Origin of the sequence: Pseudomonas sp. PDM05, assembly GCF_014851685.1 — a bacterium.
Taxonomy (GTDB): domain Bacteria; phylum Pseudomonadota; class Gammaproteobacteria; order Pseudomonadales; family Pseudomonadaceae; genus Aquipseudomonas.
The window spans coordinates 67273-93701 of record NZ_JACVAC010000009.1 but is presented as its reverse complement, the minus strand read 5'-3'; the positions used below and the strand labels follow the sequence as shown (position 1 = coordinate 93701).

Annotated in this window: 20 protein-coding genes and 1 pseudogene; 9 read left to right on the top strand and 12 right to left on the bottom strand. The window is 60.9% G+C overall.

From position 1 onward, the window contains the following. Nucleotides 1–39 precede the first annotated feature (39 nt). A complete protein-coding gene (locus tag IB241_RS18375; protein WP_192299647.1) occupies nucleotides 40–759 on the top strand; it encodes a hypothetical protein in 720 nt (239 codons plus the stop codon). Nucleotides 760–927: 168 nt separating this feature from the next. On the opposite strand, the gene IB241_RS18370 is transcribed toward IB241_RS18375, so the two are convergent. The 5 genes from IB241_RS18370 to IB241_RS18350 form a co-directional block, all read right to left on the bottom strand. Next, nucleotides 928–1911, bottom strand: coding sequence for a 2-hydroxyacid dehydrogenase (locus IB241_RS18370; RefSeq protein ID WP_192299646.1), 984 nt, complete (start codon nucleotides 1909–1911; stop codon nucleotides 928–930). Continuing rightward, the gene (locus IB241_RS18365; RefSeq protein ID WP_192299645.1) at nucleotides 1908–3200 is read right to left on the bottom strand and encodes an MFS transporter; all 1293 of its coding nucleotides are present in this window, start codon (nucleotides 3198–3200) and stop codon (nucleotides 1908–1910) included. The genes IB241_RS18370 and IB241_RS18365 overlap by 4 nt, the downstream gene beginning before the upstream one ends. A 45-nt stretch (nucleotides 3201–3245) precedes the next feature. Further along, nucleotides 3246–4187 (bottom strand): sugar kinase, encoded by a 942-nt coding sequence (locus IB241_RS18360; protein WP_192299644.1) that lies wholly within the window; start codon nucleotides 4185–4187, stop codon nucleotides 3246–3248. Continuing rightward, the gene (locus tag IB241_RS18355; RefSeq protein ID WP_192299643.1) at nucleotides 4180–4962 is read right to left on the bottom strand and encodes a sugar phosphate isomerase/epimerase family protein; all 783 of its coding nucleotides are present in this window, start codon (nucleotides 4960–4962) and stop codon (nucleotides 4180–4182) included. Before IB241_RS18355 ends, IB241_RS18360 begins: the two co-directional genes overlap by 8 nt. A 64-nt stretch (nucleotides 4963–5026) precedes the next feature. Continuing rightward, nucleotides 5027–6085, bottom strand: coding sequence for a LacI family DNA-binding transcriptional regulator (locus IB241_RS18350; protein WP_192299642.1), 1059 nt, complete (start codon nucleotides 6083–6085; stop codon nucleotides 5027–5029). Nucleotides 6086–6334: 249 nt separating this feature from the next. Between IB241_RS18350 and IB241_RS18345 the strand changes: the two genes are divergently transcribed. The 3 genes from IB241_RS18345 (at nucleotide 6335) to IB241_RS18335 (ending at nucleotide 12302) form a co-directional block, all read left to right on the top strand. Next, nucleotides 6335–7618 carry a hypothetical protein gene (locus IB241_RS18345; protein WP_192299641.1) on the top strand — a complete coding sequence of 428 codons (1284 nt, stop codon included), beginning with the start codon at nucleotides 6335–6337 and terminating at the stop codon, nucleotides 7616–7618. Nucleotides 7619–7834: 216 nt separating this feature from the next. Then, complete coding sequence (locus IB241_RS18340) at nucleotides 7835–9811, top strand: hypothetical protein (protein WP_192299640.1); 1977 nt, start codon at nucleotides 7835–7837, stop codon at nucleotides 9809–9811. A gap of 223 nt (nucleotides 9812–10034) precedes the next feature. Continuing rightward, nucleotides 10035–12302, top strand: coding sequence for an autotransporter outer membrane beta-barrel domain-containing protein (locus tag IB241_RS18335; RefSeq protein ID WP_192299639.1), 2268 nt, complete (start codon nucleotides 10035–10037; stop codon nucleotides 12300–12302). A 62-nt stretch (nucleotides 12303–12364) separates the two neighbouring features. Here the strand turns inward: IB241_RS18335 and IB241_RS18330 are convergent, their stop codons facing one another. From IB241_RS18330 to IB241_RS18315, 4 genes are all read right to left on the bottom strand, one after another. After that, on the bottom strand, nucleotides 12365–12826 hold the full coding sequence (locus IB241_RS18330; RefSeq protein ID WP_192299638.1) for a hypothetical protein: 462 nt from the start codon (nucleotides 12824–12826) through the stop codon (nucleotides 12365–12367). A 206-nt stretch (nucleotides 12827–13032) separates the two neighbouring features. Beyond that, nucleotides 13033–13674: a DUF1345 domain-containing protein gene (locus IB241_RS18325; protein ID WP_192299637.1), complete on the bottom strand. Its 642-nt coding sequence runs from the start codon at nucleotides 13672–13674 to the stop codon at nucleotides 13033–13035. A gap of 192 nt (nucleotides 13675–13866) precedes the next feature. Further along, a complete protein-coding gene (locus tag IB241_RS18320; RefSeq protein ID WP_192299636.1) occupies nucleotides 13867–16959 on the bottom strand; it encodes an efflux RND transporter permease subunit in 3093 nt (1030 codons plus the stop codon). Nucleotides 16960–16965: 6 nt separating this feature from the next. After that, nucleotides 16966–18120, bottom strand: a complete 1155-nt coding sequence (locus IB241_RS18315) for an efflux RND transporter periplasmic adaptor subunit (protein WP_192299635.1) — start codon at nucleotides 18118–18120, stop codon at nucleotides 16966–16968. 290 nt (nucleotides 18121–18410) lie between these two features. Here IB241_RS18315 and IB241_RS18310 point away from each other — a divergent pair, with 290 nt between their 5' ends. From IB241_RS18310 to IB241_RS18300, 3 genes are all read left to right on the top strand, one after another. Continuing rightward, nucleotides 18411–19112 (top strand): response regulator transcription factor, encoded by a 702-nt coding sequence (locus IB241_RS18310; RefSeq protein WP_192299634.1) that lies wholly within the window; start codon nucleotides 18411–18413, stop codon nucleotides 19110–19112. Nucleotides 19113–19115: 3 nt separating this feature from the next. Then, on the top strand, nucleotides 19116–20417 hold the full coding sequence (locus IB241_RS18305) for an ATP-binding protein (protein ID WP_192299633.1): 1302 nt from the start codon (nucleotides 19116–19118) through the stop codon (nucleotides 20415–20417). Between the two features lie 284 nt (nucleotides 20418–20701). Continuing rightward, the gene (locus IB241_RS18300; RefSeq protein WP_192299632.1) at nucleotides 20702–21487 is read left to right on the top strand and encodes a sulfite exporter TauE/SafE family protein; all 786 of its coding nucleotides are present in this window, start codon (nucleotides 20702–20704) and stop codon (nucleotides 21485–21487) included. Between the two features lie 32 nt (nucleotides 21488–21519). Here IB241_RS18300 and IB241_RS18295 read toward each other — a convergent pair whose 3' ends face one another. Next, entirely contained in the window at nucleotides 21520–22758 is a 1239-nt protein-coding gene (locus IB241_RS18295) for an acyl-CoA dehydrogenase family protein (RefSeq protein ID WP_192299631.1), read from the bottom strand. A gap of 255 nt (nucleotides 22759–23013) precedes the next feature. Here IB241_RS18295 and sfnG point away from each other — a divergent pair, with 255 nt between their 5' ends. Next, nucleotides 23014–24111 (top strand): dimethylsulfone monooxygenase SfnG, encoded by a 1098-nt coding sequence (gene sfnG, locus IB241_RS18290; RefSeq protein ID WP_192299630.1) that lies wholly within the window; start codon nucleotides 23014–23016, stop codon nucleotides 24109–24111. Here sfnG and map read toward each other — a convergent pair. Together map and IB241_RS18280 are read right to left on the bottom strand one after the other, a co-directional pair. Next, nucleotides 24083–24844: a type I methionyl aminopeptidase gene (gene map / locus IB241_RS18285; protein ID WP_192299629.1), complete on the bottom strand. Its 762-nt coding sequence runs from the start codon at nucleotides 24842–24844 to the stop codon at nucleotides 24083–24085. The genes sfnG and map overlap by 29 nt on opposite strands. Next, nucleotides 24844–25044, bottom strand: a complete 201-nt coding sequence (locus IB241_RS18280; protein ID WP_192299628.1) for a ParD-like family protein — start codon at nucleotides 25042–25044, stop codon at nucleotides 24844–24846. Before IB241_RS18280 ends, map begins: the two co-directional genes overlap by 1 nt. A gap of 255 nt (nucleotides 25045–25299) precedes the next feature. Between IB241_RS18280 and ilvA the strand changes: the two are divergent. Further along, nucleotides 25300–26268, top strand: a pseudogene (ilvA, locus tag IB241_RS18275) (threonine ammonia-lyase, biosynthetic); the annotation flags it as partial. Between the last annotated feature and the right edge of the window lie 161 nt (nucleotides 26269–26429).

Below are 26429 nucleotides of genomic sequence, written 5' to 3'. Positions count from 1 at the left end.
TGTGCCTATGTGGCAAACAATCTGGCACAGGTGGGTTTTATGAACACTAAAGTTGGCGAACTAAACACAACCTTACCGACACCGACGATCCCGGTAGAGCTGAACGACCAGGGCGTGATATCGGTGGAGGATGCACGGCGCGGTTTTAAATGTCTCTGCAAGGTCAATGAGGCGTACCCGGGCTATCGCCTTGAATTTTACGAAGGCTATCCTGGGTCGTGGCCTTCGCCCATCTTCACTCTCACCATCGATCAGGTCATTGGGCCTGACAGTGAACCGTTTGAATTTGAGCTACCTGTATCACGGCTTAGCGAAGGCGTGCACTATGTCAAACAGCGGCTTATCGACGTAGCTGGGGTAGGGGAGGACTCGCTCGAAAAGCAGTACATCGTAGATTTTACCGCGCCTTATTCCTTCTCTTTTCCACCCGCCGCATCGCCGCCAGCAAACCTTCCCGAAGGTTCGCAAATTACCCCTGGCTATCTTGAACAATATGGAGGGGTTCTATTTACATTTGAAGACTCCCCCGACTGGGCGCAAGACGATTCCCAGTATATCTACTGGTCGCTTGATCCCAACCCAGAGGTCAGTGAATGCATTGATACTGTTGCGTGGCACGCTACAGGGAATACCTACTTTCTCACGGCAGCTGTTATACAAGCTGCCGGTACAGGGACTTTCTGGTTTGTCTTTGCCTTGATGGATCTGGCAGGGAACAGAAGTAGAAACTCGCGCGCTGTCAGGTTCACCGTTGTCTGATTGGCAAGGTGCAGCGGTCAACGCCAGGGGTAGGCTTATGTGATCTGTAATGCGTACAAAAATGTGGGAGCGGGCTTGCTCGCGAATGCGGTGTGCCAGTCACCAGATGTATTGACTGATCCACCGCATTCGCGAGCAAGCCCGCTCCCACATTGGTTTTGTGTGGTGTCAGGGGTATTGCTGCCAGGCAGCGGGGTTCACCAGGTTCTTTGGCCGTTCCCCGGCCAACGCCTGCAGCAGATTATCCACCGCACACTTGGCCATCGCCTCCCGTGTCTCATGGGTCGCCGAGCCGATATGCGGGGTTGCCACCACATTGTTCAGGCGCAGCAACGGTGAGTCGTGACTCAGCGGCTCACGCTCAAACACATCCAACCCCGCCGCGCGAATCGTGCGTTGTTGCAACGCCTGCACCAGCGCCGCTTCGTCCACCACCTTGCCCCGCGAGATGTTGATAAAGATCGTGTCCGGCCCCATCAAGGCGAACTCCTCGGCGCCGATCAGCTTTTCGGTTTCAGCGGTGAGCGGCAATGTCAGGCAGACAAAGTCGGCTTGCTGCAACAGGTCCTGCAAGCTGCGGTACTGCGCGCCAAACCGTGCTTGCACCAGCGGCTTGGGCGAATGGCTGTGATAGAGCACCGGCATGCCAAAGCCGAAGTGCCCGCGCTGGGCCAAGGCTTCGCCGATGCGACCCATGCCGATGATACCCAGGGTCTTGCCGTGCACGTCGCTGCCAAAGTGCGCCGGGCCAATGTTCTTGTGCCATTGGCCGGCGCGCACCATGTCGGCCAGTTCGACCACGCGCCGGGCGGTGGCGAGGATCAGCGCGAAGCCGGTGTCGGCGGTGGTTTCGGTGAGCACATCAGGGGTGTTGCTCAGCAGGATGCCCCGTGCGGTGAGGTAGTCGATGTCGTAGTTGTCGACCCCCACGGACACGCTTGCCACCGCTTCCAGGTGCGGCGCGAGGTCGAGCAGTTGCGCGTCCAGGCGCAGGCTGGCACCGAGCAGACCGTGGGCGGTCGGCAAAGCCTCGCGCAGCTTGGCCAGCCCTGGTTCGTCGAGTGCGTCGATCAGGGTGACCTCGGCCTGTTCATGCAGGCGCGCCATCAGCGCAGCGGAGAGTTTCTTGTACAACACGACAGACTTTTTCATGCGGTCTTTACCTCCAAATCCAGGGTTGGCACCGGCACGCGATCGCTGGCGCCGGGCTTGAGGAAAATCGTCAGCACCACCGACAGCAGCAACGCACCGCTCATCAGCAGGTACGAGGCGCCGGGCGAGCCGGTGCTGCTATTGAGGTAACCCACCAGGTACGAACCGCCGAACGAGCCGAGGGCGCCCATGCTGTTGATCAGCGCCATGGCGCCCCCGGCGACGTTGGCCGGCAGGATCTCCGGAACGATGGCGAAAAACGGCCCATACGGCGCGTACATGCAGGCCCCGGCGATCACCAGCAAGGTGTAGGACCACCAGAAATGTTCGGCGCCGAGCACGTAGGACGCGTAGAACGCGATGGACGCGATCAGCAGCGGCGGCCAGACGAAGCGTTTGCGTTTTTGCAGCTTGTCCGAGCCCCAGGACACCACGAGCATGCCAATCACCGCTGCCAGATAAGGCAGCGCCGACAGCCAGCCGGCCTCGACCATGTCCATCTGCAAACCGGCCTTGAGGATTGACGGTAGCCACAGCACAAAACCGTACACGCCAATGCTCCAGCAAAAGAACTGCAGCGCGAGGATGATCACCTTCGGCGAGCGGAACGCCTCGGCGTAATTCTTCACCGCCTTGATGCCCACCTGTTCGGCGGCGAGGGCGCTTTGCAGGCTGTGTTTTTCGCTGTCGCTCAGCCATTTCGCATCGTTTGGTCGCTCATCGGCCAGGCGCCACCAGATAAAGGCCCACAACACGGCGGGCAGGCCTTCGATGATAAACATCCAGCGCCAGCTGAAATGCTGCACCAGGTAGCCCGACACCACCGACATCCACAGCATGGTCACCGGGTTGCCAAGGATCAGGAAGGTGTTGGCCCGCGAGCGTTCGGCACGGGTGAACCAGTGGCACAGGTACACCAGCATCGCCGGCATCACTGCCGCTTCGACCACGCCGAGGGTGAAGCGGATCACGATCAGCATGTAGGCGTTGGACACCACGCCGGTCAGGGTGGCCAGGCCGCCCCAGAGGATCAGGCTGACAAAAATCAGTTTTTTGACGCTGCGTTTTTGCGCATAGATCGCCCCTGGCACCTGGAAGAAAAAGTAGCCAAGGAAAAACAATGCACCCAGCAGCGAGGACATGCCCGGGGTGATCATCAGGTCTTCGGCCATCCCGGAGGCAGCGGCGAAGCCGTAGTTGGCGCGGTCCAGGTAGGCCAGGCTGTAGGTGATAAAAACGATGGGCATGATGTACCACCAACGGCGGGTGGCGAGTTTCACGGTTTCCATGGGGTTGCTCCTGAGCTTGTTGTAGTTGTGGCAACAGGTTGTGGGTCAAGCAACGGATTTGACGGTTAACTCTTCACGGGTGGGCAAACCCTCCATGTCACCGCGACTCTGTACGGCACGGCTGCCGATCCAGTTGCCGCGCTGCACCGCCTCGGGGAAGCTGAGGTTTTCCAGCAGGGCGCTGATCATGCCGACGGCAAAACCATCGCCGGCGCCGACGGTGTCGACCACCTTGTCCACACGCACTGCGGCCACAAAGCCCTGGTCCATCTGGGTGCGGTAATAGGCGCCGTCCGGGCCTAGCTTGATCGCCACGGCCTCGGCGCCCAGGTCCAGATAAAACGCGGCGATGTCGGCCGGGTCGTCGAAACCGGTCAGCAGGCGGCCTTCGCCCAGGCCCGGCAAGACCCAGTCGGCCAGGCCGGCGAGGGCATTGATTTCACGGATCATCGTCTGCTGGTTGGGCCACAGCGACGGGCGCAGGTTGGGGTCGAACGACACGCTGCGCCCGGCTTTGCGCATCTGTGTCATCAACTCGACGGACAACTCGCGGGTGGCCTCGGACAACGCCGGCGGAATCCCCGTGGCGTGCAAGTGACGGGCGTTGAGCAATGTAGGACTGATCGCCGCCACCGACAGGTGACTGGCGGCCGAACCCTTGCGGAAGTACTCCACCTGAGGATCGGCACCGGCTTCTTCGCGGGACTTGAACTGAAAGCCGGTCGGATGCAGGGGATCGACGGCCACGTGCCGGCAATCCAGCCCTTCGTGTTTCAACGTATCGACCACAAAGCGGCCAAGGCAATCGTTGCCCACCCGACTCAGCCACGCCACCTTGAAACCCAGGCGCGACAGGCCGATGGCGACGTTGCTGTCGGCCCCGGCGATGCGTTTATGAAACTGCGCCACTTGGGCCAGGTCGCCGGTCTGCTCGGCGACAAACATCGCCATGGTTTCGCCAAACGACAGAATATCGATCTCAGACATGGGCGTTCTCCACGCGAGGTTGGCCCAGCAGGGCGAGGGTGGCGACCTGGTGTGCGGTGACCGCGATCAGGTCGTCGCCTTGCAGCGGGAATTCCACCGCCCGGGCAATTCCTTGGGTCATGTGCTTGAGCAGTTGTTCCCACAGTTGCAGGTCGGTGGCGCCGGGTGGCAGGGCCACGAGTTTGCCGTCCGGGCGGCGCGCCACCGCTTTGCAGTGCAGGTAATCCACATGTCGCCCGAGCAGGCGCGCGGCAGTCAGGGCAGATTGGTCCTGCCACTGCCAGTTGCCGATATCGAAGGTCATTTTTACCGGCAGGCCCAGGCGTTCGGCTTCGCTGAAGAAACGTTGCATCGGCTCGATGCGCCCGCCGTGCAGGGTCTGGTCGTTTTCCACCAGCAACTGCACCGGATGGCGGCTGAGCAGGGCGTGCAGGCTTTGCAGGTCGTTGGTGTCGGTGAAGTAGCCGAGCGAGACCTTCAGCCAACGCGCGCCAAACGTCTGGGCACGGTCCAGGGTGGCGGCGAGTTCGGCGTTGGGCTGGGCGCGGCCGGCGACCCACAGTTCCAGAGGCGAAGAGAACACCGCTTCCAAGTCATGCTGCGCGGCGGCCTGGGCCAGTTCGGCGGGGTGTTCGTGGGTCAGCAACTCTTCGCGCCATTCGATGCGCTGGGCACCGGCGGCGGCGAGCAGCTCGACGAAACTCAATTGGCCCTGCTGGCGGACCAGGTCGGCGCCGTAGCTGGAAAGGCTGATGGAAACGGGGTATTTGTGCATTATTGTTTACCTCTGAAACCGGTTTCATTTTTAAGCGAAAATTAGACCTGTGGGAGCTGGCTTGCTAGACCTTCGCCTGTTGCATCGTTATCGCAGGCAAGCCAGCTCCCACAATGGATTGTGTTGAGCCTCGGATAATCAGTTGGGGCAGGAAATCCAGGGTGCGCGTGGGCTCGGTGTCGCCGCGCAGGCGCTTGAGCAGGCACTCGAAGGCGCTGGCGCCGATGGCTTCGGTGGGCTGGGCGAGGGCGGTGATGCCATTCCCTACCAGCGGGTACCAGTCCAGGTCATCCAGAGCGATCAGGCCAACGTCGTCAAACAGGTTGCAGCCCAGGCTCTTGAGTGCACGGGTGCAGGCCAGCGCGGCGACGCCATTGGCACAGAACAGCGCCTTGGGGCCGGATTTGGCGAGAAAGTTTTGCAGGTGCTGTTCCAGTTCGACGTCCAGTTCCAATACCGCACCGGTCAACTGCGGGCGGCCGGCAATCTCGGCCTTGAAGCTGTCCAGGCGCTCCAACCGCGAACTGGTGCCATCGGTGGCTTCGCTCACCAGCAACACATCGCGATAACCCTGGTTTTCCAGATGCTCAACGGCGATGCGCACCGCTGCCGGGTTGTCCAACCCGACCAGGTCGCTGTGCAACGGCGCGACCTTGCGGTCCACCAGCACCAGGGGCATTTCCCGTTGCAGTTCCAGCAATTGGTCAAGGTGATGGCCGAGGGTGTTCACGATCAGCCCTTCGATGTTGTACGAACGCAGCGCGGCCAGGTGTTGGCGCTCTTGCTCGTCATCGCGGTCGGTGTTGCACACCACCAGGCTGTAGCCGTGCTGGCGGCACGCAGTTTCGACGCCGTGCATCACGGCAATGGAATAGGGGTTGCGGATGTCGGCGACGAGCATGCCGATCAGGCGTGTGCGCCCACGTTTGAGGCCACGGGCCATTTGATTGGGGCGGTAGCCAAGTTGCTCGATGGCTTGCTCGATGCGCAGGGCAATGGCATCGGAGAGCAGGGCGCGGTCGTCGCCGATAAAGCGTGACACGCTGGCCTTGGACACGCCGGCGCGCTCGGCCACATCAAGCATGGTTACGCGGCTACGCTGGGCGGCGGAAAATGAAGTCACGGTAGCGCCTTTCTTATTTTGGAGTTCGAGTGGCTCTGAAACCGGTTTCAGAAGACACCAGCCATTGCTTGCAGTCAAGAGGAAATTCGCAGAACACACACTGTGTTCTGCTGGATGAGTCCGACGGACGGCAATTGCACCTGTGAGTTCTGACAGTATCCAAGCATGGGTTCCGGGTGTTCAATCGGCTTCAGGTTAACCGCATTAGCGCATCAAACGTATTGGATGTTGGGTCCACAGGAGGGCGCCATGAGTAAGCCAAAACCCGTCAAATCAAAGCCCATAAAAACCAAGACCGGTAACGTTACTGCTGATTCTGGGGACGTCCTGGCTTTTGATGGGCCCCGGGTGGTTCATGCGCTGTCAGATGGATTAGTGCCTGCGCAGTACTATTTCGCCGATCTTGAGTGCGAAATCGTTATGCCATGGACCTTTCTGCCCGGAGCTGGCGAGACTCAATACGTCGTACCCGTATGGGACGACCACATCGCCCCACCCGTCGACGTGCTACCGGCCTTGGCACTGGATGGCCCGTTGACCCCAGGCGATTTTCCTATTCAATTCGCCATTCCCCAGTCTTTCCTGCTGAACAGTGCGAATGTCGATCTCTACTTCCGGGTCCATCTCGATTCGCCAACATCACCTAATTTCGATACGTCTGAGCCCACATTGCTCAGAATCGACCGGGATGCGCCTGGGGGCCCAGGGCCGCTGCCACCGGCGATATATCCGGTTGATCCGATCACTGACCCTTACTTGGGGGTCACGCCACTGGTGCCCATGCAAATCCCTGGAGGGTATTTCGGGCGTGAGATCGGTGATCAAGTACTGATGTATTTTTCGGACATGAACACGTTGCCGACCGGTGCACCCACCGTGGTATCCGCGCCGCTGGTGAGTGCTACCGGGCAAATATTCGTGGATGTCCCCAATACGGTTTTCCAGAACTTCCCGGGTGCCGATTTTATTTTTTGCTTCTACCGTCTGCGTGATCGCGCCGGCAATCTCAACCCGGATTTTTCCCTGGTGGCGCAAGCTGCGCTGCAGGTGGGGTTGCCCGCTCCGACCTACCTGCGGCCGCGCTTTCCGCAGGCTGATTCCGAACCGATAGCGAATCCGAACAGATATATGACGTGCGCCTGTACACCCAGGATCTGGTTCGGCGTCGAGATTCGTATTGACCCCAATACAGGACCAGGCCCGGGTATCCAGCATGGAGAGTTGGTTGTCATGCACTTTCAAGGTTACCGCCAGGCCCCTGATGTGGATCCACTTCCCGACATCGTCGATACACAAAGCCACGTTTGGGACTCGGTAGCGGACGCCTTGGGTTACTCCTTCTGGATTTTGGATGTTGAGCGTCTGATCCGCCCGCTCCGAGAGCATGCGGGTGGGAAGGCGAGCTACAGGGTTTATAGCGGTGGCGTGCTGCAAGGCCGATCTGGCGCCAGGTTCGCACACTTTGACCGCGTCGTGCCGTCGAAGCCACCCACCCTCTATTGCTGGGTCCACGGTAATGCGCCTGAGCCCTGACCCCGGGTATCCAGTGTGTTTAGCGCTATCGGCGCACCGAGGCGGATTTTACTGCAAGCGTTAAGTGTTTTTGGCTATGCCGCACATGAAGCGGTAGGGAGATGTATTGCCGGGAAATGAGTTCGTCGTCGCTGGATTGGAGCCCGAACGCCACCTGGCAGATAAGTGGTTTTTTTGTAAGAAACCTATGTTGAGCGAACGTGGAGATCATCAAAAATGAGCAGCAATCCGAATGTGCCATTGACCCCCCGGGCAGCCCCAGTTGCTCCCACTATCGTGGGGGCACTTGATGATGCCTCCGGGCTGATTTTGGCCATTAATGCGACGGCCGACCTTACCGTACGATGCAAAACAGGCGACTTTTCAGATTTCGATGATTTTATCGCCGTCGAAATGGCGGACCTTTCGCAACCTGTACTGGTCTGGGTCGCTGTGACAGCGCCAATGCAAATTAGCCCGACCCCTATCCCCATCCCTGACAGGTTCAATATCACCGTCGCCGCGCCACCCGGTGGTTTCAGGCATGGTTTCTATCAGCTACGTAGCGTTCAATACCTCAACCTCGGTGGTGTTCCGGCAGCGACGGGAGAACACTCGGAGCCAGGCTTTTTTACCGTTGACCTGCTTTCGCCGTATTCCGATGCTACCTTTCGTGATCAGCCCAATGCAGTAGCGTGGCCTTCAACGCTTCCTGCAGGTGCCGTGATCGACAATGCGTATTTGGTCATGCATGGCGGGGTGCAGTTTGATATTCCCGATAACACCTTCGTACCGATTCCGGGCAGGTGGGCTGCCGGGGACTTTATTACCTTCTACTGGAGCACGGTGATGTTTCCGCGCCCAGCGGACATCGTCAGCCCTCCCGGCGGGATTCCGATGCTGCAGTCCGGCAATACGTTTTTCCTGCCGGCAGCAATGATTGATATGAGTGGGGACTACTACGCGTTCTACACCATCACGGACCGGGCGGGTAACATCAGTCGCCCTTCGTTCGTCGAAACTCGCCGTGTTGCCTTGATCGCCGATCCGGAACCCGGCACCCCGTTTCTACCGCTGGCGCCTGCGCCCGAGGGCGGTAGTACAGATGACTTGATCAATATTGCAGATTACAAGATGGACCCTGAGGTATGGGTTCGGACCTACAATAATCACTCGCCTCAACTTGATCGGTTGGAGGTGCAGTGGGGTACGGGAAATTTCACCCCACTGGGAATGCCATTCACAACGTTTCCGCAAATATTCAACGGCATGCAGGCGGCCATCAGGGCCGCTTACACCCAGACCACGGTTGGGCCGCAGTCGGTGCCTGTGCGCTATCGGGTTGACCGCAACGGCGCCAGGTTCCCCTCCCTCGACAAAACCGTCCGGCTCGATTTGTCGGTAGGCGGTGCTGTCAACCCTGGGGACCCGGGGTCACCCAACCCCAACCTCAACCAAGCCCACGTATTCGGTGCTGGCTCGACGATTCCGGACGTGTTGCTGGAAGCCCATGCTGATCAACAGGTACGCGTGGACATCGAGCCGTGGACCGTTGCTGTGTTGCCGCATGCGGGGTTGTCGATCATCTTCGTCTGGGAGAATGAGCGGGTCGGACCGTTCCCTGTCAGCGCGACGGCCGATCCGATCTCGTTCTTTATTGACTGGGAAGTCGTCGCCCGTCATGGCAACGACTTGAAGACCATCAAGTATCTGATCCTCGACCCCGACACAACCAACGAAAACGAGTCGCCCCCCACCACGGTCGATGTGCAGGACGCCGTCGTTGTGGAGTTGGCGAAAGCGCAATATAGGGTTGCGACCCCAGGTCGTTGGTTCTGCTCGGACTTGATCACTCGGACGCCCGGGACTCCCCCCGTGCTGTTTGGTGAGATTTATGTGCCAGGCGATGCACGGATGGCCGTCGGCGTGCCACTGACATTGACGTTGAGCCTTACCAATACATTCGCCGGCTTGCCACCTGGGCCTTTCCCGTTAACGATTACGCACCCGAGTCTGAGCCAATCGGACATCGACAACGGGATCACGTTTGAAATTGACTACCGGCCTTACCTGGCTCAGGCCCCGAGGGGCTCGTGCGTGGCGACCTATGAAACGGTCTTGAGCAATGGCGTGACCGGCCATGGTGAGTTGTCTGATATACGTAGCACGCTGGCGAACACTCACTACTTCTGCGATGGGGCCAATTTTCCTTAACCGTGATCAAACCTGAAGAAGAACAGGGGAGCGCAGCGCCCCTGTTCTTTGCGCATTTATTCTTCCCGCCATGAACGCTGTCTGTTCACTCGCCTCAATAAGATAAATCCTACAGAGCTTGGGCTGTTTGATCCGTACTCTCTGCGCCGCACAGGTAAGGCTCCATTCCTTGGGAACGAGCCAAACCGTTTTCATTGGCTCTACCCCCAGAGAGTGATTGACCATGTACGTACCTGCTAACTTTAAGCTCAAGCCCCTGAGCGTGATGATGAAGGCCCCGACCATGACTCTGCTTATGTTTGCAGCTGTTCATGGGGCCGCCCACGCCGATCAACTGATTGGCGAAAAAAAGACCATTGACTCCAGCGAAACGTCCAAAGACTGGCAACTGGATTATAAGTCCGAACTGACCCTTAACGGCGCCACCGCACAGAACATCCTGGTCAATGATTCGGCCTTGATCGTTAACGCCGGCAGCCGAGTGAATGAAATCCGCGCAACGCAGGGCTCGACCGTGAAGCTCACTGGCGCACATGTGGAGTCGAGCGACGCGTCGTTTGGTGCCGTACGCCTGGATGACAGCAACGCAACCATCACCGGCAGTACCCTGATCAGCCATACCAATTTTGGCTTGCAGGCGTTCCAGAGTGTCGGTTCGGCTAAAGGCGGGGTTGCCGATGTATTCAGCAGTGTCATCAAAGGCGCTACTGCCGGTGCACTTGCGCAAGGTAACAGCGAGCTGCATTTCAGCCAAAACACCTGGGTTGAAGGCACGGGTGCCGACAGTGCCGGCGTTCGGCTGGACAGCGGCGCACTCGTGACCGCCCGCCAAAGTACATTGATCGGTGGCAAGAACGGTGTGCTCATGACAAACCAGCTGAACAGCGCCGAATCCGGCAAGCTGGTGCTGGACAACGCTCATGTCGAAGGGCGCACAGGTTCCGCGATTCTTGTAGAAGGCCGGCCAGGTCGTGTTCCGACCGTCGACATCGACGTGCGCAATGGTTCGACCTTGGTCGGTGGCAACGGTACGCTGTTGGAAGTCAAGAGTGGCGCAACCGCCAACATGAATGTCGACAACAGCCGTTTGAATGGCAATGTCATTGTCGAGGATGGCAGCAAAGCGCATTTGAACCTGCAGAACAATGCGGGCCTTACCGGCCAGTTGAAGAATGTCACCAGCCTGAACGTGGGCGACGCCTCTTCCTGGGAGTTGACCGGCGACAGCCAGGTGGGTGCCTTGAGCCTGGCCGGTGGCACGGTGAAGTTTGGTGCCACTGATGCGTTCTATCGGTTGGACCTGGACACTCTGGAAGGCAACGGCACCTTTGTCATGGGCACCGATTTTGCCCGTGGTGTCACCGACTTCCTGAACATCGAGGGCGAGGCTAAAGGCGATCACAGCCTGTTGCTTGCCGCCAGCGGTGCGGAGCCGGTCAACCCTGAAGAAGTTCGCATCGTGCACACCGGTGGTGGCGACGCGCGTTTCTCCCTGGTAGGCGATGTGGTCGACGTCGGCGCCTACTCCTACGGCCTGAAAAAAGAAGGGACCGACTGGTTCCTTGACCCGAACAATCGTGTGATCAGCCCTGGCACGCGCTCGGTAATGGCACTGTTCAATACTGCACCGACCGTGTGGTACGGCGAGGCAACTTCACTGCGTACCCGTATGGGTGAATTGCGCTTCGAACCGGGCCAGTCGGGTCTGTGGATTCGCGGTTATGGCAACAAATACAAAGTGTCCGAGAGCACGGGCGTGGGCTACGACCAGACCCAACAGGGCTTTACCCTGGGTGTCGACATGCCGCTGGCCGATAGCCAATGGTTGGCCGGTGTCATGGCCGGTCACAGCACGTCCGACCTGAACCTCAAGCGCGGTACCTCCGGTAACGTGAAGAGCTACTACCTGGGCGCTTATGCCACCTGGCTGGACGATGAGAGCGGCCTGTATTTCGATGCGGTCGCCAAGGTCAACCGGTTCCACAACGAGTCCAAGGTCGGTTTGAGCGACGGCACCACGTCGAAAGGCAAGTACAACAACACCGGTGCTGGTTTGTCGGCCGAGTTCGGTCGCAACATCAAGTCGGATGACGGCTTCTTTATCGAACCGTATGCCCAGGTGTCGACCGTGGTGATCCAGGGTGCCAATTACAACCTGGACAATGGCCTGAAAGCCAAGGGCGAGCGTACTCGTTCGATCACGGCCAAGGCGGGTGCAACGGTTGGACGTGACATCCAGCTCGACAGTGGCAGCGTGCTCCAGCCCTACCTGCGGGCGGCAATGGTGCACGAGTTTGCCAACAACAATAAGGTGTCGGTGAACAACAATGTGTTCAACAACGACCTGTCTGGGTCGCGTGCCGAGTTCGGAGCGGGTGTGGCGGTGAAGCTGTCGAAGAACCTGCAATTGCATGCTGACCTTGAGCACAGCAGCGGCGGTAAAGTTGAGCAGCCTTGGGGCGCCAATGTGGGGGTTCGTTACACCTGGTAAGTTTCGCCGATGAAAAAAGCCCGTATCGAAAGATACGGGCTTTTTTTTGCCTGTTTACCGGTTCAGGTATGAATGTCGAAGTTGATGATCAAGCTGTGTACGTTTCCGTGCGGGTCGCTATCGGTGGTAACAACAGCGGAGCCTTGGACCTTGATAAGGTGAGGTGAGATTTGCTGAATGTTCAAGGTGCCGAGAACGCCGCGAACGGCATAGCTTTCGGTCGCTGTCTTGACCGAGAGCCAAATTCTGGTGGAGGTGAATTCACTTTCCGCCAACGAGTACGTTGTGCCGGCCGGCGTGTGATCCGCAAACTGAATGTAGATTTCCCGCACTGTATCGCTGCCCTCGGTGTTGCGCCCGGTAATACCCAGAATGCGTTGGGAGGGGTCATTCACAATAGTGATGGTTTGGATGCCGAGGGGATTGCTATTGAGGAACACAGAGAAGGTTCCCTGTGCCTCACGTGCCCGGGGGATCAATACACTCTGTTGGTGGGGGGTCAGCGTTGCAGTTTGCGCAGGCATGATTGCGTCTCCATCTCTGATGAATAGGTCAAAAACGCGGCGGCATGTGCCTGGCTTTGTCGACAACTGCCCTCGAATCAGGCGCCCTACCTTGGTTTCAATTAGACGGGTTTCCTGGAATAAATCTACTGTCAGATCTGACAGTTCAATAGGTCGGCTTTTTATTTCTTTTAGGCTTAAACAAGTGCCCGGCACGGGTGTTTCGCTTAGCCGAAGAGCCCTGCTGCAATGTTGATCGAGAACCCCAGGATCGCTGTATTGAACAGGAACCCGATCAACGACTGCCCCAACACCACCTTGCGCATGCCTCGCGTGGCCACCCCCACATCGGAGGTTTGCACCGCCACGCCGATGGTGAACGAGAAGTACAGGAAGTCCCAGTAATTGGGGGTGGTCAGGCCTTCGGCAAAGCGCAGCGCCGGTTCCTTGCCGTCCCAGGTGTAATACAGGCGCGCGTAATGCACGCTGAAGATCACCCCGATCAGCAGCCACGAGCCCATGACCGTCAACCCGGTAAAGCCATAGTGCAGCAGCCTTGCGGTGGTGGGCAGGTCCTTGCTGCCGATCAGTTCAAAGGTGATGGTCGCCAGGCTGGCGATGGCCGCGATGCACACCATGAACAGCACCAGGCCGGCGTTTTCGTCTTCTATTTCGGCGATGCGTTTGACGTCCGGGGCTTTGGCGCGGACGGTCAGCCACAGCATCAGTATCAGGTAGGTCCAGACGCCGGCGTTCCAGCCGATGAGAATTTTGCTGATCAGACTGTCGGCGGGAACCAGGATACCCACCGCAAGGCCCAGCACGGCGGCGGTGGAGAGGCGAGGGTGGGTGCGGGCGAGAAAGGGCATATGGACTCACAGCTGGCGGCGGGTGAGCAGACTGTACAGGATCGTGAATGCAGCAACTAACCCCCTGTGGGAGCGGGCTTGCTCGCGAAGGCGGTGTGTCAGTCAACTCATTCATTGGCTGACCCACCGCCTTCGCGAGCAAGCCCGCTCCCACACAAGCCCGCTCCCACAAGGGGAACTGCGGTGTTCGTGCTATCGAGGTTTTTTCTTCACCAGTTTCATGACGACCACAAAGAACACCGGCACAAACACCACCGCCAGCGTCGCCGTGATCATCCCGCCAATCACCCCCGTACCAATCGCCTGCTGGCTCGCGGAGCTGGCCCCGGTGGCAATCGCCAGCGGCACCACGCCAAGGATGAACGCCAGCGAGGTCATGATGATCGGCCGCAAACGCAGGCGCGCGGCCTTCAATGTCGCGCTGATCAAGTCTTCACCTTGGTCGTACAAGTCCTTGGCAAACTCGATGATCAAAATCGCATTCTTCGCCGACAGGCCGATGATGGTGATCAAGCCCACTTTGAAAAACACGTCGTTGGGCATGCCGCGCAAGGTCACTGCCAACACCGCGCCAAGCACGCCCAGCGGCACCACCAGCAGCACCGACGTTGGAATCGACCAGCTTTCATACAGCGCCGCCAGGCACAGGAACACGATCAACAACGACAGGCCCAGCAGCAACGGCGCCTGGGCACCGGACAAGCGTTCCTGCAACGACAGCCCGGTCCATTCCTGACCCAGGCCAGCGGGCAACTGGCTGACCAGACGCTGGATTTCATCCATCGCCTCGCCCGTGCTGTGCCCTGGCGCTGCTTCACCGCTGATCGCAATTGCCGGGTAGCCGTTATACCGCGTCAACTGCGCCGGGCCCTGGGTCCACTTGGCTTCGACAAACGCCGACAGCGGCACCATCTTCCCGGCGTTGTTGCGTACGTTGATCTTCATCACGTCCGCCACCTGGCTGCGTTGGTCGCCTTCGGCCTGCACCACCACGCGCTGCATGCGGCCCTGGTTGGGGAAGTCGTTGATATAGGCCGAGCCGATGGCCGACGACAGCACATTGCCCACATCCGCGAAGGACACGCCCAGCGCATTCGCTTGCTTGCGGTCCACCACCAACTGCACCTGCGGCGCTTCGGCCAGGGCACTTTCACGCACGTTGGCGAGGATCGGGCTTTTCGCGGCGGCCGCGAGCAACTCGGTGCGCGCCGCCATCAGTCCCGCATGACCGACGCCACCCCGGTCCTGCAAGCGGAATTCAAACCCGCTCGACGTGCCCAGACCATCCACCGGCGGCGGCAGGATCGCGTAGGCAATCGCATCCTTGAGCTCGCTGAAAGCGGCGTTGGCGCGGTCGGCAATCGCCAGGGCCGAATCATCGCCGCCACGCTGCGACCAATCCTTGAGCGTGGTAAACGCCAGCGCCGCGTTCTGCCCCGAGCCGGAGAAACTGAAGCCCATGATCATGGTGGTATCGCCCACCCCGGGCTCCCCGGCGTTATGCGCCTCGATCTGCTCGGCGACCTGCACCGTGCGGTTCTTGCTCGCGCCGGGCGGCAGTTGGATGTCGGTGATGGTGTAGCCCTGGTCTTCCACCGGCAGGAACGAGGAGGGCAGGCGCATGAACATCAGCCCCAGGCCCACCAGCAGCACGGCATAGATCAACAGGTAGCGGCCGCTGCGTTTGAGGGCATAGGCCACCCAGCCTTCGTAGCGGTCGGTGAGCTGTTCAAAACGGCGGTTGAACCAACCGAAGAACCCGCCCTTGGCGTGGTGTTCATCCTTGGCAATCGGTTTGAGCAAGGTGGCGCACAGCGCTGGCGTCAAGGTCAGGGCGAGGAACGCCGAGAACAGGATCGAGGTGGCCATCGACAGCGAGAACTGCTGATAGATCACCCCCACCGAACCGGCCATGAACGCCATCGGCAGGAACACTGCCACCAGCACCAGGGTGATGCCGACAATGGCCCCGGTGATCTGGCCCATGGCTTTACGCGTGGCTTCCTTGGGCGACAGGCCTTCGGTGACCATGATCCGCTCGACGTTCTCCACCACCACGATTGCATCGTCCACCAGGATGCCGATCGCTAGCACCATGCCAAACATGGTCAGCACGTTGATCGAGAACCCCAGCAGCAACATGGTGGCAAAGGTACCCATCAACGCAATCGGCACCACCAGCGTGGGGATCAGCGTGTAGCGCACGTTCTGCAGGAACAGGAACATCACCGCGAACACCAGCGCCATGGCCTCGAGCAAGGTGTAGACCACCTTGGTGATCGAGACTTTGACGAACGGCGAGGTGTCGTACGGAATCTTGTACTCCACGTTCGCCGGGAAGTAGCGCGACAGCTCATCCATCTTTGCCCGCACCAGGGTCGCGGTGTTCAACGCGTTGGCGCCCGGCGCCAGTTGCACGCTGACGGCGGTGGACGGCTTGCCGTTCAGGCGCGTGGAGAACTGGTATTCCTGGCTGCCGATTTCCACCCGTGCCACATCGCCGATGCGCACGGTAGAGCCGTCGGGGTTGGCCTTGAGCACGATGTCGGCGAACTCCGCCGGCGTGGACAGCTGGCCCTTGACCAGGATCGCAGCCGTGATTTCCTGGGTGTTTGTTCCCGGCAGATCGCCGATGCTGCCCGCTGAAACCTGGGCGTTCTGCGCGCTGATCGCCGCATTCACATCGGCGGGCGTGAGGTTGAAACCGATCAGCTTCTGCGGGTCGACCCAGATGCGCATCGCGCGTTCGGCGCCGTACAGCTGGGCCTTGCCCACACCGTCCAGGCGCTTGAGCTCGTTCATCACGTTGCGCGCCAGGTAATCGCTGAGCGCCACGTCATCAAGCTTGCCGTCGTTAGACGTGAGGGTCACCAACAGCAGGAAGCCAGCGGAAACTTTCTCCACCTGCAAACCCTGCTGGGTCACGGCTTGCGGCAAGCGCGGCTCTACCGCTTTGAGGCGGTTTTGCACATCGACCTGGGCCATTTCCGGGTTGGTGCCCGGCTGGAAGGTGGCGGTGATAGTGGCCGAACCGAGGCTGCTCTGGGACTCGAAATACAGCAGGTGATCGGCGCCGTTGAGCTCCTGCTCGATCAAGCTGACCACGCTTTGATCCAGGGTCTGCGCCGAGGCGCCGGGGTACACCGCGTAGATTTCCACCTTGGGCGGCGCGACGTTGGGGTACTGCGCCACCGGCAACTGCGGGATCGCCAGCAAACCGGCGAGCAGGATGAACAGGGCGACCACCCAGGCGAAGATCGGGCGGTCAATAAAGAACTGCGGCATGTCGGATTATTCCTTTGCGAGCTGGCCGGAGGTTGGGCTGTCGTCCACCTCGACTTTTTCCCCGGGGCGGGCGTGTTGCAGGCCTTCGACGATGATGCGGTCACCGGGCTTGAGGCCGTGGCTGACCACCCAGCGATCGTTGATCACCGCACCCAGCTCCACAGGTTGCTGGCTGACGGTCTGCTCGGCGTCCAATAGCAACACCATGGGGATGCCCGCGCTGTCACGGGTGATGGCGCGTTGCGGAACGCTGATGCCTTGGCTGTCGACGGCCTGCTCCAGGCGCACCCGCACAAAGCTGCCGGGCAACAGGTCGAGGTCCGGGTTGGGGAACTCGCTGCGCAGGATGATCTGGCCGGTGCCGGGGTCGACACTGATCTCGGCGAACAGCAACTTGCCTGGCAACGGGTAAAGGCTGCCATCGTCCTGGACCAGCGTGGCCTTGGCCTGGTCCTGGCCAACCTGCTTCAAGCTACCGGCACGGAAGGCGCGGCGTAGATCATTCAGCTCACGGGTGGATTGGGTCAGGTCGGCGTGGATCGGGTCCAACTGCTGGATGATCGCCAGCGGCGTGGCTTCGTTCTGGCCCACCAGGGCGCCTTCGGTGACCAGCGCCCGGCCGATACGCCCGGAAATCGGCGCGGTCACGGTGGCGTAGCCCAGGTTCAACCTGGCGCGCTCGACGGCGGCCTTGTTGGCGGCGACTTCGGCGTTGGTCTGGCGCACGGCGGCGCGGGCGTTGTCGTAGTCCTGGCCGCTGATGGCGTTGCCTTCCACCAATTGGCTGTAGCGCTGCTCCTGCAGGCGCGCCTTGAAGGCGTCTGCCTCGGCCTTGCTCAAGTTGGCCAGGGCACTGTCGAGGTCGGCCTTGAACGGCGCGGGGTCGATGCGAAACAGCACGTCGCCCTGTTTGACGTCATGGCCCTCCTTGAACACCCGCTGCATCACCACGCCGGCGACCCGTGCGCGCACTTCAGCGATGCGCGGCGCGGCAATGCGCCCGCTCAGCTCGCTGCTGATCGACAGGGGCTTGGCTTCCAGGGTTTCGATGCGCACTTTGGCCAGGGGCATTTGCGGCGTTTCGGCGCCAGAGTCGCCACACGCGCTCAGGGCCAGGGTGAGGGCCAGCAGGCAAAATGGCGCAAACAGATTCTTCGACATGCTCTTATCCCAATAATGAGAGGTGCATCCTAAGGTCACGGGTGGGGGAGTGCTGTGAAGCTATGTAGGGGGTGTGTGAAGAAATGTAAGGTGCCGCCCATAGTCGGCAGAGGACGTATATCCTTGCACAATCCTGCAAACACCAAAGATCGAATAATGTGGGAGCGGGCTTGCTCGCGAATGCGGTGGGTCAGTCACCTGATGCGTTGGCTGGCCCACCGCATTCGCGAGCAAGCCCGCTCCCACATTGGATTTGTGTATGACTTTTAACCGTATCTACTGGAAACACCATGCCCAACATCCTCCTGGTGGAAGACGACGCCGCACTTTCCGAGCTGATTGCCAGCTACCTGGAACGCAATGGCTACCACGTCAGTGTGCTCAGCCGTGGCGATCATGTCCGTGAACGCGCACGCCTGAACCCGCCGGACCTGGTGATCCTCGACCTGATGCTGCCCGGCCTCGACGGCCTGCAAGTGTGCCGCCTGCTGCGCGCCGACTCGGCGGGCCTGCCGATCCTGATGCTGACCGCCCGCGACGACAGCCACGATCAGGTGCTGGGCCTGGAAATGGGCGCCGACGACTACGTCACCAAACCCTGCGAACCTCGCGTGCTGCTGGCCCGTGTGCGCACCTTGCTGCGCCGCAGCAGCCTGTCCGAGCCGCAGGTGGCCAACGACCAGATCATCATGGGCAACCTGTGCATCGATCTGTCGGAGCGCACCGTGACCTGGCGCGAACAGGTGGTGGAGCTGTCCAGCGGCGAATACAACCTGCTGGTGGTGCTGGCCCGGCATGCCGGTGAAGTGCTCAGCCGCGACCAGATCCTGCAACGCCTGCGCGGCATCGAGTTCAACGGCACCGACCGCTCGGTGGACGTGGCGATCTCCAAGCTGCGCCGCAAGTTCGACGACCACGCCGGCGAAGCGCGCAAGATCAAGACGGTGTGGGGCAAGGGCTACCTGTTCAGCCGTTCCGAGTGGGAATGCTAAGCGATGTTTCGTGTACTCCTCAGGCTGTACCTGATCATCATCGTCACCTACAGCGCAGCGACGTTCCTGATTCCCAAGCTGGTGATCCAACTGTTCGAACACCGCTACATGGACTACAACGTCGAGCAGTCGCGGGGCATGCAGAAGCTGATCGTCAAGCAATACCTGCGCGCGCCGGTGGAGCGCTGGTCCCAGGTCACTGAACACCTCAACGCCGATTTCGCGCCGCTCAAAGTGCAATTGCTGTTGCGCCAGGACGCCAGCTACACACCAGAAGAAGAGCAACAACTGGCGGCCGGCAAACCGGTGATCCGCCTGGGCGAATGGGGTTGGATGGAGGACATCAGTTCGCCGATCAACCAACAGTTTGTGGTCAAGCTGACCATCCCGCCCGACCCACTGGACATGAACCTGCTGTATTGGTCGATGAACGTGCTGATCGGCGCCGCGCTGCTGGCGTGCCTGCTGGTCTGGCTGCGCCCGCACTGGCGAGACCTGGAGCGCCTGAAAAGCACTGCCGCACAACTGGGGCGGGGCAATTTGGCGGAGCGTACGCGGATTCCATCCAGCTCCAACATCGGCAGCCTCGCGGCGGTGTTCGACACCATGGCCGATGACATCGAGCACCTGCTCAACCAGCAGCGCGATTTGCTCAACGCCGTCTCCCATGAACTGCGCACACCGCTCACGCGCCTGGATTTCGGCCTGGCCCTGGCGCTGTCCGATGACTTGCCCGAGGCCAGCCGCGCACGCCTGCAAAGCCTGGTGGCGCATATCCGCGAGCTGGATGAACTGGTGCTGGAACTGCTTTCCTACAGCCGCCTGCAAAACCCGGCGCAGTTGCCGGAGCGGGTCGACGTGGTGCTCGATGAGTTTATCGACAGCGTGCTCGGCAGCGTCGATGACGAACTGGAGAACCCCGACATCGTCATCGATGTGGCCCTGGACTGCGCCGTCGAACGCTTCAACCTCGACCCGCGTCTCACCGCCCGCGTGCTGCAAAACCTGCTGCGCAATGCCACGCGCTACTGCGATGGACGCATTCAAGTGGGGGTCAAGGTCGGGGCCGACGGCTGCGAGATCTGGGTCGACGACGATGGCATCGGCATCCCACTGGACCAGCGTGATCGTATCTTCGAGCCGTTCTACCGCCTCGACCGCAGCCGCGACCGCGCCACCGGCGGTTTCGGCCTGGGGTTGGCGATCAGCCGACGCGCCATGCAGGCCCAGGGCGGTACGTTGATCGCCCAGGCCTCGCCGCTGGGCGGTGCGCGCTTTCGCCTGTGGTTGCCCAGCGTGCCTTGACCCCACGATCCCCCAAGTTGTAGTGAGCGGGCTTGCCCCGCGCTGGGGGGCGAAGCCGCCCCAAACGGGACGCCGCGGTGTGTCTGAAAGACCGAGGTGCCTGGATTCAGGGCGGCTTCGCCACCCAGCGCGGGGCAAGCCCGCTCACTACAAAGCGTTGCAGGGCGGTTGGATGCGGGGGGTAAAGCGCAAAATGATCTAAAGTCAGATCATATTGATATAAGTGGTTATAAGAAAAATCGCTATCCTGCGGCCAGAAATTTATATGGCCGCAGGTAGCTGTAATGGATGTGGGTAATTTTGGTTTCGTCGTTGCCGGCCTGATCGTGGGTTTTATCGTGGGCATGACCGGTGTGGGCGGGGGCTCGTTGATGACCCCGATCCTGTTGTGGTTCGGCATCAACCCGGCCACCGCCGTGGGCACCGACCTGTTGTACGCGGCAATCACCAAGTCCGGTGGCGTGCTGGTGCATGGCAAGAACAAGAACATCGACTGGACCATCACCGGCTGGCTGACCCTGGGCAGCGTGCCCGCGGTGTTGCTGACCCTGTGGTTCCTCGCCAGCCTGCACACCGACCCCAGTTCGATGAACGCGGTGATCAAGCAGGCCCTCGGCGTGGTGCTGTTGCTGACCGCCCTGGCGATCCTGTTCAAGAGGCAGCTGTTGGCCTTCGCCCAGCGCCATGCCGGCGACAGCTACCACATGAGCCCGCGCAACCTGAACCTGTTGACGGTGGTTACCGGGGCTATCCTGGGCACCATGGTCGCACTGACGTCCATCGGCGCTGGCGCCCTCGGCACCGTGGCGCTGTTTATCCTCTATCCGTTCCTTGCCACGCGGCGCCTGGTCGGCACCGAGATCGCCCACGCCGTGCCGCTGACGCTGGTCGCGGGCCTGGGCCACGCCAGCATGGGCAACATGGATTGGCAGTTGCTGGGCTTCCTGTTGATGGGGTCGCTGCCGGGGATTTACGTCGGCAGCCATATGACCGGCAAACTCCCGGACGGCGTACTGCGCCCGTGCCTGGCGGTGATGCTGATGGCCATCGGCTACAAACTCGCCTTCTAAGACCGCTCCCACAGGTTTCACCGAGGCTGGCCTCAGGCTCTCGCCGGCCCGTTGCCGATCTGCCACACAAACGGCGGCTCAGTTCCATTGATCTGCCAATCCCCGACAATCCGCGCCTTGTAGATCACCGGATTGTGCGACGACACTGTGCGCGCATTGCGCCAATGCCGATCCAGGGCCTTGCCCTGGCGGACATCCGATGCCCCCAGTGCATTGAATAATTGGCTGGTGGCGCGCTGGATCAAGTCCGACACCACCACCTGCGCGGTCGCCGATTCAATCTCGGCCGCCACATTGGCTTCGCGCTCCACCGCAGCATCCCCGCCAAACCGCGCCACATAGGCCCGTTGTGCCGGTAGCGTGGCCTTCAAGGCGCTGGCCTCGGCGGCGTAGACCAGTGCCGCGACTTCGCCCACCACTTGTTGGATCTGCGCATCCCCGCTGACATGGGGCGCGTTGCCATGGCTGTAGATGCGCTTGCGGCTGCGCACCTGCTCGGCCACGTCAACCAGCGCGGCACGGCCGATCCCGGCCAGGCTGGCTAAGAGCACAAGCTGATAGAACGCGGTCTGGTATTTGAAGCGCGTGGCAAAGTCGATGACGTTTTCAGCCTCTACCACCGCGTCGGTAAACCGCGAGGTGCCGCTGCCGGTGGTGCGCTGGCCAAAGCCGTCCCAGTCATCGCTGTGCTCCACACCGGGCTGGCGTGCGCGGGTGGCGGCGATCACATCGCCACCTGTGTCGCTGCGCTGGGCATACACGTCGATCCAGTCGGCGAAAATGCTGCCGGTGCTGTAGAACTTTTCACCGTTGAGTTTCCACTGGTCGCCGTCAGGGCTGACCTGGGTCACCACATCACCAATGGCGACGTTACCGATTTCGGTCCAGGCGCAGCCAACGATGTCGCCGTCGACAAAACGCTTGAACCATAGGTCGCGACCGGCACTCGGCGGCGCGTTGAGGCGGTCTTCGGCAAATGCGAAGTGCCCGCGCAGGGCCTGGGGCACGTTGGAATCGGCGGCGGCCAGTTCGATCAACAGTTCAAACAGCTGCGGCAGGGACGCGCCGCCGCCGCCGTATTCCACTGGCACGCGTACTGCGCCGAAACCCGCCTCCTTGAGCCATTGGATCGGCTCATGGGGCAGGGTGCGGGCCTGTTCGCGCTGCACGGCGCCTGCGGCGATACGCGCGAAGATCGGCCGGAAGCGGGCGGCCAGCGTGGGGTAATCGACGCCGGTGGACAGCGGGTTGATGACGTGGTGTTCGGTCATGGCAAGGGTTCCTGGGCTGTGATCAATGCAAGGGCGATTGCACAGTCCGTGCCGGGTGCGCGGGCCCGTGTTTGCGGGGGCAAGGCCGCCGTGACTGTTGCCCTGGCAACAGCGAATCGACAAACCGGCGTAATCCAGTGCAGTGACGGTTTTGCCCGCCAAGCGCCGCAACCCCCTTGCCACGGGCGTTTGCCCTGGCTGGCACGCTTGCTGCTCAAGCCTTGGGTACATCCCATTTGTACGAGGTAGTGTTCGATGAGTCAGAAGCCTGTGAAATTTGCCTACTGGGTGCCCAACGTCAGTGGCGGGTTGGTGGTCAGCAAGATCGAGCAACGTACCCACTGGGGCATCGACTACAACCGCAAACTGGCGCAGCTGGCGGAAGCGGCCGGCTTTGAATATGGCTTGACCCAGATCCGCTTTACCGCCGGCTACGGTGCCGAGAACCAGCATGAATCCGTGGCGTTCAGCCATGCGCTGCTGGCCGCGACCACCACCCTCAAAGTGATCGCCGCGATCCTGCCCGGCCCGTGGCAACCGGCGTTGGCGGCCAAGCAACTGGCGACCATCGACCAGCTCACCAATGGCCGTATCGCGGTCAATATCGTCAGCGGCTGGTTCAAGGGCGAGTTCCAGGCTATTGGCGAACACTGGCTGGAGCACGATGAGCGTTATCGCCGCTCCGAAGAATTTATCCGCGCGCTCAAAGGCATCTGGACCGAGGACGATTTCACCTTTAAAGGCGATTTCTACCGTTTCAACAACTACACGCTCAAACCAAAGCCATTGGGCCTGCCGGAAGTGTTCCAGGGCGGCAGCTCACGGGCTGCGCGGGACATGGCGGCGCGGGTGTCGGACTGGTATTTCACCAACGGCAACACCCCGCAAGGCATCAAGGCTCAGGTCGATGACATCCGCGCCAAGGCGGCGGCGAATAACCATTCGGTCAAAATCGGCGTGAACGCCTTTGTGATCGCCCGCGACACCGAAGAAGAAGCCCGCGCCGTGCTCGCCGAGATCATCGACAAGGCCGACCCGGAAGCGGTGAATGCCTTTGGCGACGGGGCCAGGCAGGCGGGCAAGGCGTCGCCGGAAGGCGAGGGCAATTGGGCCAAGTCCAGCTTTGAGGACCTGGTGCAGTACAACGACGGCTTCAAGACAAACCTGATCGGCACCCCGCAGCAGATTGCCGAACGCATCGTCGCGCTCAAGGCCGTGGGGGTGGATTTGGTGCTCGCCGGGTTCCTGCACTTCCAGGAAGAGGTCGAATACTTCGGCAAGCGCGTGTTGCCGCTGGTGCGGGAGCTGGAAGCCAACGCCGCGATCAATGTAGTGAGCGAGCTTGCAGTGTAAGGACTTCGAAGCCGTCCGCCGTTACGGCCACGGTGTGTTCCCATTGCGCCGACAGGCTGTTGTCCTTGGTCACCACCGTCCAGCCATCCTTGAGGCTGCGTGTCTTGGCGCCGCCCTGGTTGAGCATCGGCTCCACGGTAAACACCATGCCTTCGCGCAGTTCCAGCCCGGTGCCGGGGCGGCCGAAGTGCAGAACCTGCGGTTCTTCATGCATCTGCCGGCCGATGCCGTGCCCGCAATATTCGCGCACCACGCTGTAGCCATTGGCCTGGGCGTGGCTCTGGATCGCGTGGCCGATGTCGCCCAGGCGCGCGCCAGGCTTGACCTGGCGGATGCCGGCCCACATCGCTTCGAAGGTCTGCTCGACCAGGCGCCGGGCCTTGGGGGCGACGCTGCCAATCATGTACATCTTGCTGGAATCGGCGATGTAGCCGCCTTTTTCCAGGGTGATGTCGATATTGATGATGTCGCCGTCCTTCAACACGGCTTTGGCGCTGGGCATGCCGTGGCACACCACTTCGTTGATCGAGGTGTTGATCGAGAACGGATAGTCGTATTGACCGAGGCTGGCCGGGCGGGCCTGCAGGTCGTTGCGGATGAAGGCTTCGACGGCGGCGTCCAGCTCCAGGGTGGAGCGGCCAGCGGCGACAAAACCGTCGAGCATGTCGAACACTTGCGCCAGCAGGCGCCCGGATTCACGCATCACGGCCAGTTGTGCGGCGGTCTTGATCATCAATTGCGCCCCCGGATCAGGTCGGGTTTATCCAGCAGCAGCTTGTTGATCAGCGCGTTGTAGGGCAGGTCGGGATTGAGTTCGGCGAGCAGGCCGATCTTGATCCAGAACTCGGCCTGGGCGTTGATGGAGCGATCCATCGCGGCGCTGGCCACGCGCAGTTGTTCGTGCAGTTGGTCGGTGATCTTGACGATGCCCATGGGGTTCACTGTGATTGAGTAATGTACAAAGCGTATACGTTTCGTATATTGCGAGTAAACCTTTTGTTGACTCATCCGGCGTCGGGCGGTTAATTTCATCGCATGACCTATCAAGCCTTCCGTACCCAGCCGAGCATGATTATTACCGCCATTCCTCATTTGGCGGGATAGCGCACGGCTGTACCCAAACCCGCCCTAGAGGCGGGTTTTGTTTATCCGTCTCCAGGGCCTTCGACACAACGCCAGGAGACACCCATGAGCACCTTGCTTGAGCACTACGTGAAAAAGATCCTCGCCGCCCCGGTGTACGACCTGGCGGTGCGCACGCCCCTGCAAGTAGCGCCGGCCTTGTCGGCGTTGCTCGGCAATACCCTGCTGCTCAAGCGCGAAGACCTGCAGCCGACGTTTTCCTTCAAGATCCGCGGCGCCTACAACAAGCTGGTGCAGCTCAGTGACGAGCAAAAGGCCCGGGGCGTGGTGACTGCGTCGGCGGGCAACCATGCCCAGGGCGTGGCCCTGGCGGCGCGAGAGTTGGGGATTGCGGCGCGTATCGTGATGCCGGCCACCACGCCGGAACTGAAGGTGCTCGGCGTACGCTCCCGGGGGGCCGAAGCGGTGCTGCACGGCACGAGTTTCCCGTTGGCCCTGGCCCATGCGTTGCAACTGGCCGAAGCGTCGGGGTGCACCTTTGTTTCGCCGTTCGATGATCCGGATGTGATTGCCGGCCAGGGCACGGTCGCCATGGAAATCCTGCGCCAGCAGCAAGGTCCGTTGGACGCGATCTTCGTGCCGGTGGGCGGTGGCGGGCTGATCGCCGGGATTGCGGCCTACGTCAAATACCTGCGCCCCGAGGTGCGCATCATCGGTGTTGAGCCCGAAGGTTCCAGTTGCCTGCTGGCGGCCCTGCGCGCGGGGGAGCGGGTGGTGTTGCCCGGTGTCGACGGTTTTGCCGACGGCACGGCGGTGGCGCAGGTCGGCGCCTACGGTTTTGAAGTCTGCCGGGACTGGGTGGACGAGGTCATCACCGTCAGCAATGACCAACTGTGCAGCGCCATCAAGCTGATCTACGACGACACGCGCTCGATCACCGAACCCTCGGGGGCATTGGCCGTGGCAGGCATTTGCCAGTACGTCGCGCGCAGCGGCGTCCGTGGGCAGACCTTGGTGGCGGTGAATTCCGGGGCGAATATCAACTTCGATAGTTTGCGACATGTTGCAGAAAGAGTGGCTGCGCAAGCTGTGGCTTAGATTGGGGCGCCGGGTTAAACGTTTAATTGCGGCGGTTCGACGATGTTTTAAACGGCACCGTCCAACTTATATAACCGTGCTGCGCGCTTATGAGGAAAGGTTACAACGAGGTCGGATTTTGCCGAGTAGGCTTATTG